This is a genomic window from Microbulbifer rhizosphaerae (assembly GCF_014191725.1).
Taxonomy (GTDB): Bacteria; Pseudomonadota; Gammaproteobacteria; order Pseudomonadales; family Cellvibrionaceae; genus Microbulbifer; species Microbulbifer rhizosphaerae.
Genome location: NZ_JACHWZ010000009.1, coordinates 133936 through 146508, shown reverse-complemented (window position 1 = coordinate 146508; position 12573 = coordinate 133936). Strand labels below are relative to the sequence as shown.

Annotated in this window: 8 protein-coding genes; all 8 read left to right on the top strand. The window is 50.7% G+C overall.

Annotated elements, in window-relative coordinates; all coding sequences use genetic code 11:
* The first annotated feature begins 76 nt into the window (after positions 1 to 76).
* The 8 genes from FHS09_RS11020 to FHS09_RS10990 all read left to right on the top strand — a co-directional run bounded on the left by FHS09_RS11020 (position 77) and on the right by FHS09_RS10990 (position 12023).
* On the top strand, positions 77 to 988 hold the full coding sequence (locus FHS09_RS11020) for an ABC-three component system protein (RefSeq protein WP_183459772.1): 912 nt from the start codon (positions 77 to 79) through the stop codon (positions 986 to 988).
* Positions 985 to 1230 carry an ABC-three component system middle component 6 gene (locus FHS09_RS23390; RefSeq protein WP_425487769.1) on the top strand — a complete coding sequence of 82 codons (246 nt, stop codon included), beginning with the start codon at positions 985 to 987 and terminating at the stop codon, positions 1228 to 1230. The genes FHS09_RS11020 and FHS09_RS23390 overlap by 4 nt, the downstream gene beginning before the upstream one ends.
* On the top strand, positions 1230 to 2969 hold the full coding sequence (locus FHS09_RS11015) for an ABC-three component system protein (protein WP_183459770.1): 1740 nt from the start codon (positions 1230 to 1232) through the stop codon (positions 2967 to 2969). The genes FHS09_RS23390 and FHS09_RS11015 overlap by 1 nt, the downstream gene beginning before the upstream one ends.
* A 264-nt stretch (positions 2970 to 3233) precedes the next feature.
* Positions 3234 to 4640 carry a hypothetical protein gene (locus tag FHS09_RS11010; protein ID WP_183459768.1) on the top strand — a complete coding sequence of 469 codons (1407 nt, stop codon included), beginning with the start codon at positions 3234 to 3236 and terminating at the stop codon, positions 4638 to 4640.
* Positions 4641 to 5097: 457 nt separating this feature from the next.
* Positions 5098 to 7479, top strand: a complete 2382-nt coding sequence (locus FHS09_RS11005; protein ID WP_183459766.1) for a TonB-dependent receptor — start codon at positions 5098 to 5100, stop codon at positions 7477 to 7479.
* Between the two features lie 27 nt (positions 7480 to 7506).
* Entirely contained in the window at positions 7507 to 8211 is a 705-nt protein-coding gene (locus FHS09_RS11000) for a response regulator transcription factor (protein ID WP_221191941.1), read from the top strand.
* Positions 8211 to 9485: a sensor histidine kinase gene (locus FHS09_RS10995; protein WP_183459764.1), complete on the top strand. Its 1275-nt coding sequence runs from the start codon at positions 8211 to 8213 to the stop codon at positions 9483 to 9485. Before FHS09_RS11000 ends, FHS09_RS10995 begins: the two co-directional genes overlap by 1 nt.
* A gap of 126 nt (positions 9486 to 9611) precedes the next feature.
* Positions 9612 to 12023 carry a DNA polymerase II gene (locus FHS09_RS10990; RefSeq protein ID WP_183459761.1) on the top strand — a complete coding sequence of 804 codons (2412 nt, stop codon included), beginning with the start codon at positions 9612 to 9614 and terminating at the stop codon, positions 12021 to 12023.
* The last annotated feature ends 550 nt before the right edge of the window (positions 12024 to 12573 follow it).

Here is a 12573-nt window from a genome sequence, read left to right as displayed (position 1 = left end):
ACACTGTTGAACCACAACAGTCACTAGAGTTGTAGATAAATAATAAGTCAGATAGAACATAGGGACACGCTCAATAATGGATCAGGTTCAGAGGGCTTGGTACGGATTGAAGGCCGAAAATGCTCTTTTAAGGAAGTGCGAACAGGAATATGAAGACTTTTTCTGTTCTATAATGGAGCTCCTTCATTCTGACAACTTTCAGCTAGTGAAAGCAGCTGGCCGAGATGGGGATGGTAAAGCTGATGGGTACCTGGCGCCTGAAAAGTGTGTTTTCCAATCGTATGCCCCTAGCTCTGGTTTTAGAAAAAAACCTCTCCTGCAGAAGATAAAGGGCGATTTTCTCGGTGCTGTCGAAAAATGGCGGGAAAGGCTCGCTAAATGGGTCTTTGTGCATAACGACCAAGAAGGCCTCCCAAAATACGCCCTAGATTTATTGGAAGAGCTAAAAGGAGAGCATCCAAGAATTGACCTAAGTGCTTGGGGGCCTGGAATTGTTAAAGAGCAAATTCTTAAACTTCCCACCGTAAAGCTGGTAGATCTATTTGGGCTTGCTCCTTCTCAGGAGGACGTCGAATCTCTAACTCATGAGCCAATAAAAACCTTATTGAGGGCAATGAGCAGTAATAGTGAAGGCATCATGCCTGAAATCAGGCCTGTTTCGGCAGAGAAGCTTCAATACAACCAGCTTTCTCCAGATGTGGAAGCTCTGCTATCTGCTGGTAGACGTAAAGAAAACTTGGTCAATGACTTGTTGTTACGTTGGCCAGATCCAGAATATGGTGAGGAGTTGGCTAATTCTTTCCGAGCCAAGTATCTCTCTCTAAGAAACATTGGAGCTAGCCCTGATGATATTTTTGTTGAGCTAAAATCCTTCGCTGGCGGAGACAGCGGCGAAGTTTCTACACAAGTGTCATCACTGGCGGTACTTAGTTACTTTTTCGAACGCTGTGATATTTACGAGAATGCTCCAGAGGTCTGGCAAGCATGATTTTGCCTACCAAACATTTGTCGCCAAGTAGAGCGATCATAACCGTTTCTTTGGAGGTTTTTGAGTTGATCCATAACCGATCTACTGTAAGCTCTGTGTGGAATGACCTACAGAAAAATCATGAAGTATGCATGCGGCAGGGCGAAGTTCCTTACGACTGGTTTATTTTGTCATTGGACTTTCTTTTTCTGATTGGCGCTATAGAAGAAAATAACGGAAAGCTGACAAGGATTGCTAAATAATGATTAAAAAAATCTATAGTGACCATCCTAGATTTAAGTCTGTCAAATTCCATTCTGGACTTAATCTAATCCTTGCGGAAAAGGATAGCAAGTCCACTGATGGACAAACGCGGAACGGAGCCGGTAAAAGCAGCTTGGTTGAGATTATTAGTACGCTATATGGTGGCGATTTAAAAAAGACCAGTTTGATGAAGGCAAAAGATTTGTCACCATACCGCTTTGGTATGGATATCGAGCTTAATGGAAACCCTGTTGCCATTGAGCGATCAGGTGATTACCCCACAAAAATTTTTGTTAAAAAAATGCCAGAGAACTTTCTGCCTATTTCTGAGTTGGATGGAGAATTTTTCTGTAGCAACGAAGACTGGGTAAAGAGGCTAGGTCACTATTGCTTTGGTCTTTCCGATTCGGTTGCCAAAATTAAAAATGGCCCCACATTTCGCTCATTGTTTTCATACTTTGTGCGTTCATCTAAAGGTTTCGACTCACCAGATAAGTGGTTTTCACAGCAATCTACCTGCTCTGTTCAAGTATCCTTGTCATACCTGCTAAAACTCGATTGGAAAATTGCTAGAGAGTTTGAGGGAGTTCGCCAGAAAGATAAGCTAATAAAAGCGCTAAAAGAAGCATCTAATGAGGGTGCTCTCGGTGATATTTTGGGGTCAGCTTCTGACTTAAGAACTGAAATCTTGCTGAAGAAGTCTCGGGTAGAAAAACTAAAGTCAGCACTCGAAAATTTTAGGGTTCTCCCAGAGTACCAAGAAAAAGAAAAGCGAGCCTCTGATATTACCAGGCAGTTGGCAGGGATCTCCGCTGATGACACTACAGATAAAGAGTGGTTGTCACAATTAGAAAGAGCCTTGGAAGATGAGAGTGAAGTTGACACCGCTCGGGTAGGTAGGTTGTTCAATGAGGCAATGATATATGTGCCGGAGATGGTCGCCCGACGTTTCGACGAGGTTGCAGCGTTTCATGAGTCAGTTGTTCGTAATCGGAGAGAGCACCTTCAGCAAGAAATGTCTGATATTTCGGAGCGGATTAGTCGACGTTATGCCGAAAAGGAAGCGTTAGATAAGGAGCGCTCAGAAATATTGTCGCTTCTCCAGGCTCATGGTGCTCTTGATCAATATATGAAATTCCAGATAGAGCTTGCCAAACACGAAGCTGAGCTCGTTCAGCTGGATAAAAAATTAGAGGCAACTGAAGATCTCGATCAAAAAAGATCGGAGCTAAAGATAGGCAGGCACAATCTTCAGCAGAAAATGCGAATTGACTACTCAGAGCGAGATGAAGCTATAAGTGAAGCCATCATTGCATTCGCTGAAATATCCTCAAATCTCTACGATGAGCCCGGAAAGTTTATTATTGATCCAACTAATAATGGTCCTAAGTTCGAGTTCGATATTCCAGGAAAGAAAAGTACTGGAAAATCAAGAATGCAGATTTTCTGCTTCGACATGATGCTGATGAAGCTTTGGGCTAACGAACCTAATCGGCCGAAAACTCTTGTTCATGATAGTATTATCTTCGATGGCGTTGACGAGCGGCAAATCGCTAAGGCTCTTCTACTAGGTGCAGAAATGGCTGAAAAGCACGACATTCAGTATATTGTTACAATGAACTCCGACGATATGCCGGATATGTCGAACTATCCGACCTTCAAACTAGATAACTATCGTGTCGATCTAAAAATAACCGATACAGATACAGGAGGGCTTTTCGGTTTCCGTTTTGATTGAGAATATATTTTAATGTCTCTTCTACTAGATCATAGTGAGTTCAATTTTCTTTCTTCTTGCTGCCTGACTCGCAAAGGTAAAGATGATGAAGCGCTCAGGATAAATGGGGTAAGCTCAACTTTATGACCTTGATTTGGCTGGATAGATACTATGCCAAAATGTTGATCTGGTCCAGTTTGTTTTTTTGGCGCGCCAACTACTGTGTACGCTTCTATGTAAATACTATTTTGAGACGGTTAATAATCGAAATCGGTTGTATGTCGTATGAGTGAGAGTAAGAACTTCGACGTTGCTTTTCATGGGAAAATGCCTGCGCCTAATGGTGAAATACTTGATTGTTTGGCGACAATTAGCTTTCCTCGATGGGACTCTACAAAATTGTCGGTTGAATTGCTGTGGCTGGGTGGGGCGGTTGAGCAGAGAAATGCTGGTGTTGCACTCAGAGGGTTAAAGGAAAATTTTTTAAAGCTAACCTGTGTTTCCTCGGAAGACGTGGACGTTGAATTACTGGGGATTGTAGGTATAGGAGATTCGCGGTGTAGTAATTCAGCACAAGTGTCCTCTATTAGTCTCTTCGCTGTACAGTTCGGTATTGCGGAGTGCAAATTCGAAAAAGAGCGAGAAATTACTGTAATTGTTCGTCTGCAACCAAGTGGGATTTTGGGTGGTCCTTCAATTCGTACTGTAAGTTTTGATGGCGCAGTTGAGATCAAGAAAACTGAGCCTTTAACAATTGGCCTAGATTTTGAGGGGGGAATGCTCGAGGCCATGGAGACCTTTGAGTACTATGAAACAACGGAGAATGGAAACGAGGTAACCCATCAGGTTAGACGATCTTCGATAACTGGAAATATAAAGATCGCTAGTGGCGACAGTCTATATGATGTAAATGAAAGGCTTAAGAAATATTTAGACGAGGTGTGCGATGCGCTGTCCCTGAGCTACAGGCAGAAAGTTGATTACTACGAAATTGAATATATCGGAGCTGATCAAGAAGGCCAATCTTTTAGCTCTAGATTTTTTAGGAGGAAGTTACAAGCCGTTGAAGCTAAGGCGTCAACAGATGAGTTGATTCATTCTAGAGGGCTCGCTGACCGCGGTCTGCAGCACTTAGTGAATGAGATAGGTCGCTCATCAAGATCTGAAGATGTTCGTCGAGCAATTAGGTTCCTTGCTGCGTCATTTTCATCAAATGTTGAAACCGCGTTTTTTATGACGTTCTCGGCCATGGAGACAATCGTCTCATGCTGTCTAAATGGTAACGGCGAATATGTAGTGGAAAAGTCTAAGTGGAAAAAGGTTGAATCTTTACTTCGTACGGCCATCAAGGGGCTAGATATGGATATACCTCGAGAGCAGCTTATGGCCAAGCTGCCTGAGTTGAAGCGATCAGCGCTGAATAGTCGGATACTTAGAGCTTGCGAAATCTATAATCCAAAAACAAGTGATTTATGGCCAGACCTTACTTTTGAAGAGGGTATGAGGCGTGCTGCAAGTATTCGCAATGGGTTGTTTCACGCAGCAAGCTCAGGTAAAGGTGGGGTAATTTTTGAAGATCTCGTTCGAGTACGGACGTTTACTGAGAGGTTGATCTTGAAGCTTCTTAGTTGGCCTGACGATGATGTTTGGCGTTGGTATGACCAGGATCTCAAATGGCTGAATGGGAAATAAGGATATTAGGATATTGGATATTATTGGATATTAGGGGTCATGGATATGGATATGGATATGGATATTAGGGGTCGAAGGATATTAGGGGTCAGAGTAAAATTTTGTCGTCAAATGGCACCGTTGATTTAGGTGGCGAAATTTTACTCTGCCCCTAATACTCACCCCTAATATCCTGACCCCTAATATCCTGACCCCTAATATGCTCTGACCCCCAATATGCAAAACTCTAGATATATACGAATGTCGAGAAAAAAGTGAGACGCAAGTGGCGTTTCAAAGCGTCCCGTGCGCCGCGTTACATGGCGTGGTGCCGGTATTGCCCTTGAGTTGAACCGACCGTAGGCATCCGGGCTCCGATGTAGCTTTCACATTTCAGCGACTTTTTAGTCACATTGGCGTTGCTAACCTCCCAGCGTTTCACCAAATAAATACGGCAGATTGTTGGAGGGATAGCAATATGAGCAGGCAATTGAGACAGGTATCGCGGTTGACTCTATCGGCGCTCCTGATTGGATTTCCACTTTTTACCCACGCAGCAGAGGCGCCCGGTGCGCTGACTATCATAGTCAAAGATCAGAATACTGACCGGCCACTCTCAACCGTGCAGATCATGATCACGGAACGGAAAACCAATGCCACGCGATCTGTAAAAACTGACGCACAAGGTCGCATCGTCGTTGAACAGCTCGGCCCCGGCCTCTACTCGGTGAGGGTAGCCAAAGGCGGGTTCAATGCATTGTATGAGCCAAGCGTGCGCGTGGTTACGCGCAAAAATATCAAGCTTGAATTCGAGCTTGGGGGGCAGGCAGTTGAGGAAGTGTCGGTTCTCGGACAGCAAGCTGAAGCATTATCAGTTAACAGCACCTATCTCGATAGAGAAGCGTTGCGAAGTGCTGTTGGCGGCGGTGCAGATCCGCTCCTCTCGCTGGACGGTTTACCTGGCCTGGCATCCGCCAGCGAATTCGCGAGCTTTAGCGTACGCGGCCGTGGCCCAAGAGATAATTTGCTATTCGTTGATGACTTTCCCTTTGATAAAGCGGTACACTTTGATGCGACACTGGGTGAAGAAGAAGATGTCGGTGGTGGCGGCCGTTTCTCGATTTTCGCACCGAACGTTATCAGTGGTGCAGAATTTTCACCGGGTGGGTGGAGTGCGGCTTATGGCGGCCGGGCGGCATCGCTACTCAAACTGGAAGTCGCCGATGGCAATCCAAGCCCTTCAGCAAGTCTGCGCCTCGACCTTGCGGGATATGAAGTTGGTTACGACGGCCCTACCGGTATCACTGAAGACTCTACTTTGCTTGTTTCTGCTCGACGACTGGATTTCGGCGCTTTGTTTGAAACTATCGAAGAACTCGACATTGGGGAGCCGGTCTTAAGAGACGTCATCGTAAAGTCGGTCATACCAGTCAGCCAGAACCACACGTTCGAAATTCTACTGATAGATACACACGAAGACTATACCCGCGGCGTGACTCACGTTTTTGCGTCACCCAATTTCGAAGATGCTGCACTTCAAGATTCTGAACAAGATAGTGATTTGTACGGTCTGACATTGCGGTCATTGATCGGTGAAGAAGCTGTCTTGACCAATAAGGTTTACTACCGCACAAGCGACAAGATTAGTTCAGAGGGTGAATCATTTCCTGATCTGGTACCTGCGGGATCGCCCGCGTCCAGCTTTCCGGTGCGGGAAGACATTATTACCATCGGTGAAGATGAGACAGAGATCGGCTGGCGAAGCGACTTCGAGACAGTGAATCAATGGGGCGTGTTCAGTTCCGGTATTCGAGTAACGCAAATTGAACTGGACTACAACACCGTCTTGGATGGCGATTGGACCCGGTTTGTCTACGACGACGATGATTTTAGACCAGACCCAGATCAGCGTTTTATTGTGCTGACGCCCGAGAACATCAACTCTTCACTGATTCAGAAAGAAACGAGCTATGCAAGTTATGTAGAACAGCTTTTTGAGCAAGGCGATTGGGATTTTCGCACAGGCGTGCGGTTCGAGCGGGACGGTTTTGCCGACGAAAGCTTCGCGTCGCCCAGGTTCAGCGTCAATTGGCGGCCGAGTAAAACGGTTAGATATTTTGCGACTGCAGGACTCTTTCACCAGTCGCCACGGTTTTTAGACCTTGCCGCTAACGAGTCGAATGACCTTGAGAACGAGGAGATCACGCACGGTAGTGTCGGTTTTGAATATTTCCCGAACAACAGCTGGTCGGTGTTGACGGAAGCCTATTATCAAAACCTCGACAACCTGGTGGTAGACCTTGACCGAGCAAGCGGAACCTTTGCAAACATTGGTGACGGCACATCATACGGCGTCGATGTCGTGGCCAACGGTATGATTCGCGAGGGTATTTACGCTACCGCAACTTACTCTTATAACGATGCCGAAGTCGACCGGAAAGACGGTCGCGGTGACGTTGCCGCCGAATTCAGCCGCGAGCATGTCGCTACCCTCGGCCTGACCTGGGAAATCAGCAACCGCTGGAAGGTTGCCGGGCGCTACAAATATCTGTCCGGCAGGCCAGACGACGTCTTTATTATTCACTCAGACGTATTGGGAGCCGGACAACCTCTACGCTACTCGAAAGAGATCACTGAGCGCAATGTCGGTCGCAATAGCGGTTCCGGCTCGTTGAACGTTCGTGTTGACTACCGGCGCGCATTTGGCCCCATCGATGTAACAGCCTTTCTCGATGTCATCAACGTAACGGCAGCGTCGTCGAGCGACGACACCGAGTTTGACTACCGCCGAGGCGTTGAAGTGGAAGATGATAGCGAAGCCGAGCCGCTTATTGGCCTGCGGCTGGACTATGCCTGGTAAATCGTGCCTGGTAAGGGGGAGCAGCAGATGGTACACGTGCTTGGTGCCGTGCCGATTAGAGTGTTGATTGTCGAAGACAACCGCGACATTTGCGAGAACATTGCCGCGTATCTTGAAAAGCATAGCTATGTAATGGATTTTGCCTATGACGGTATAAGCGCGATGCACCTGGCGTTGACGAATCGGTTCGACGTTATTGTTCTAGACCTCATGCTTCCAAGGATGGATGGCCTGAGTTTCTGCCAAAAGCTGCGATCTGATGCCGAAGTAGAAACGCCCGTGCTTATGCTGACGGCGAGAGACACGCTTGACGATAAACTTAAGGGGTTTAAGGCGGGAGCCGATGACTACTTGGTCAAGCCATTCGCATTACAAGAGCTCCATGCGCGACTGCAGGCGCTGTACAAACGTAGGCACGGAAAAACCGACAACCTGTTAACTGTAGGTGATCTGACGATGAATCGGTCCACGCTGCAAGTGCATCGCGCGGGGCGGCGCATCGATCTCACCCCTGCTGGCATGAGACTACTTCAACGATTGATGGAGACGGCGCCGTCTGTTGTGGCTCGCGATGATCTCGAAACTTTGTTGTGGGCTGACGAGCGCCCCGATGGTGATGCGCTTCGCTCACATATGTACAAGCTGCGGCAGGCTATCGATCGGCCGTTTGATAGCCCGTTAATTCATACGGTGCATCGCATCGGGTACCGAATTTCAGAGGATGCTCAGTAATGTACCGGTACAGTTTACGCAAGCGTGTCGCCATTGCATTTGCAATGTGTGTTGCTGTACTTAGCGTGGCCTGGGGATTCGCTTTCTTCGCTGCGATCAGGTTGAGCGAAGACCGTGTGCTGGCGAGTCAGCTACAGCGTGCCGCCGAAAGCTATCCCTCTCTGACGACGAACCTTCGCGGATACGATGAGGTTGGTAGCTTGCCGGAATCACTCAGGGAATGGGCGCAGACAAAACCCGATGAAGGGTTGTACGAATTCGAAGCGGAAGAGTTGCATGTCGCCGTGCTATCTACCAACAATGAAAAGCTACCTACCAACAATGAACGGCGAAACGCATTTGTGGTTTTCGACGTTGCCGGGATTGAGGCTGCGTCGTCAGAGGATTGGTGGTTGCTGCTCGTTATCACCGGAGTCGTGGGTACGCTCGGTGCTCTTGGTTTCGGGCTGGGAGTTCTTGTGATGCGTAGAGCGGTCGCCCCTGTCGCGCAACTCGCTAAAGTGGTCGCGGACATCGACCCGGAAAAACTATCGGCCGAAGATCATAAACGCATAGAGTCTAGCCGGTTCGGCGATGATGAGGTTGGCGTGCTCGCCAGGACCATGGAGAAGACGCTTGAGCGTATCAGCGCATTTGTTGAGAGGGAGCGATACTTTACCGGTTCAGCCAGTCATGAGTTGCGGACGCCGATCACTGTGATAATAGGCGCGCTTGAGCTGCTGGAACAAAGCGATCTGTCAACGACGGATGCGAAGGTGGTAGATCGAGTGAGGCGTGCGACCTTCGAAATGAAAGCCACGATTGAAATGTTCCTGTGCCTCGCTCGCGAAACCGACGATGGTTTGTATGACGAGCAGTTTTCAGTGATGCCGCTGGTAAGCCAGGCGATAGATCAGCAGCGCCACCTGTTGAACGGCAAGTGCGTCGATGTTGAAATCGACTTAATCGATGTCGAAATCGATGATCTAGAAAAACCCATTGCCTGCGGACATTCACAGGCTTTTTCTATCGCGGTCAATAATCTGGTGCGAAATGCATTCGAGCATACGCTTGACGGGCAGGGACCGATCACGATTCACATCAAAGAGCACGTGCTATTCGTCACCAATCAGGTGAGTAGTGAAGCTGATGAACGGCACACACCGACCGAGGCGTCGTCGCCTAACGGGTATGGTCTGGGTCTGGGTATCGTTCAACGGCTGTGTGAACGCAATGGCTGGTCGTTTTCATTGCACGCTGATGAGGCGCGTGTGGCCGCCCGTCTTTCGTGGTGATGACGGCAGGCCGCCAGAGCCCTCCCGTGCAGCTCTGGCGGTTGCTGATATCTGTGCATTTATCCAGTAGAATGGCGCCGATCACCAACACAAGCCCCAATCCAAGCCTCAACCCAGTACAGTCTCTTGCCTCAAGGATTCCTCCTCAGCCGCCACAGCTTTGACCAGCGCGGCAGCACCCGCATCCACTACTGGCTGGCCACGCCCGAGGGCCCGGTCAAGCTGGTCATTGGAGGGGAGCGCCCGGTCTTTATGGTGAAGGTGGCGGACCGCACCCAGGTGACCGAGGCGCTGGCCGGCGTGCCCTACGATTGGCAGCAGCTGGGGTTCCAGACCTTTGGCCGCGAGGAAGCGGCCATGCTGTATTTTCCTACTATCGACGCCCACCGCCGGGCCCAGACCCTGTTGCAAAACCGCGGCATCGACGTGCTGGAAGGGGATTTTCGTCTCCACGACCGTTACCTGATGGAGCGCTTTGCCCGGGGTGGTCTCTACTTTGAAGGTCTGGCCCAGGCCAAAGACGGCTATACGGAATATCGCCAGGTGCGCCTCAAGGGCGCCGAGGTGCGGCCGGATTTCAAGGTGGTTTCCCTGGACGTGGAGTGCTCCGGCCAGGGCGAGCTGTATTCCATCGGTCTCTACGGCGATGGCGTGGAGGAGGTGCTAATGGTGGGCCCAATGCCGGAAGAGGCGGAGGGCCAACCGCAGAGTGCCGGCACCGCCATCCACTGGGTGGATGACGAGCGGGCCCTGCTCGGGGCCCTAGAGGCTAGGATCAAATACCTGGACCCGGACATCATCATCGGCTGGTCCGTGGTGGACTTTGATTTTCGGCTGCTGTTGAAAAGGGCCGGGCGCCACGGCCTGCGCCTGAAGCTGGGGCGTGGTGGCGCAGATGCCCGCTGGCGGGATGGCCGGGAAGGCGGCCAGGGCTTTGTGACGCTGCCGGGCCGCGTGGTACTGGACGGCATCGACGGACTGAAAAGCGCCACCTACAATTTCGAAAGCTTCAGCCTGGAGTTCGTGGCACAAACCCTGCTGGGCAGGGGCAAGGACACCGAAGACGTGGACAACCGCCTGGCCGTGATTGAACACGACTTTCGCCACAACAAACCCAAGCTGGCCGCCTACAACCTGGAGGACTGCCGCCTGGTTTGGGACATTTTTCAGCACACCCGGCTGCTGGATTACCTGCGCCTGCGGGCCCAGCTCACCGGCCTCGAGCTGGATCGCAGTGGCGGCTCCGTGGCGGCCTTCACCAACCTCTACCTGCCCAGGCTACACCGCAGCCGCTATGTGGCGCCCAACCTGCCGGCCGACGGCGGCCTGGCCAGTCCGGGCGGCTATGTGATGGATTCCCGGCCAGGCCTTTACGACAACGTGCTGGTTCTGGATTTCAAGAGCCTTTACCCCAGTATTATCCGCACCTTCAAGATCGATCCTATGGGGTTGATTGAGGGGCTGGTCGAGGGCCTGGCGGATGACGATGCCATCCCCGGTTTTCGCGGCGCGCGCTTTTCCCGTGACAGGCACTTCCTGCCGGACATCATTACCAACCTCTGGGCGCAGCGGGACATCGCCAAGCGGGAGCAGGATGCCGCCCGCTCCCAGGCCATCAAGATCATCATGAACTCCTTCTACGGCGTGCTGGGTTCAGGGGGCTGCCGTTTCTACGACACGCGCCTGGCCAGCTCCATCACCCTGCGCGGTCACGAGATCATGCAGCAGACTGCCCGCTGGATCGAGGAAATAGGTGAAGAGAAACTGGGCCATCGGGTAATCTACGGCGATACCGATTCCATCTTTGTCTGGCTGAGCGGCCGACCCAGCCTCGAAGAGGCGGATGCGATCGGGAAGGGTCTGGCCAGCGAGATCAACGGGCGCTGGCGTCACAAGCTCAAAGAAGAGCTGGCGTTGGAGTGCGAGTTGGAGCTGGAATTTGAAACCCACTACCGGCGCTTTTTGATGCCCACCATTCGCGGCTCGGAGGCCGGTTCCAAGAAACGCTATGCGGGTCTGGTGGTGAAAGGGAGCGAGGAAAAAGGGAGCGAGGAAAAGTTGGTATTCAAGGGCCTGGAAACCGTGCGCAGCGACTGGACCGCCCTGGCCAAGCAGTTCCAGACCCAACTCTACGGGATGGTGTTTCAGGGGCAAGATCCGTCCGACTATATCCGCGAGACGGTGGAGAAAACCTGGGCGGGAGATATGGACGAGCTGCTGGTATACCGCAAGCGGCTCAGGCGCAAGCTGGAGCAATACGTAAAAAACGTGCCCCCCCAAGTACGCGCGGCGCGACTGGCCGATGAACGCCGCCGCCAGCAGGGGCTGGCGCCACGCTACCAGAACAAGGGCTGGATTCGTTACGTGATCACCCCCAATGGCCCGGAGCCCATTGATCACCGCCAGTCGCCGATGGATTACCAGCACTATATCGACAGGCAGCTCAAGCCGGTGGCCGATGCCATATTGCCCTTCATAGAACTGGATTTCGACAGTCTGGTGGATGGCCAGCTGGGCCTGTTCGGCGTGACCGATTGAGCATCGGGATCACATCCCGTGCAACAGGTCCGCTATTGAAGTCCGGCTCGTCATCAGTACTTCAGACAGCGCAGTATTCGGCCGACTGGCCGCTTTCAGAGGACTTCAACTCCTATGCCACCCACAGGGGCGATCACCTCACCGCCCAACGCGCCACCTTCGCCAACCCGAAACTTCTGAACGAAATGGTCCGCGACGAGAACGGCGAAGCAAAGCAGGGCCCTCTGGCCCGGGAGCTCTCAAATGAGATCTGTAGCTTTATGCGCCAAATCAGATTGAGCGGAGCTTAGCCTTTGATTTGATACAAAAATTAAATACTATCGAATCCGGCTGGGCAGTGATTGTCTTCAAGGGAGTAAAATATGTGCAATTGGACGTAAATGACGAAGTTGCCGAGTGTTTAGGCTTTAGCGAGAAGGAATTGCTAAAGAATTGCTAGAGGTTCTGGTGATCGCTTTGTACAAGTTGGAAAAAACTAATGGCGTTCAAAGAGGAAAAATCACTGGCACCTCGGAAATTGAATTCCACGGCATCCAAGTAAGGGCAGTTC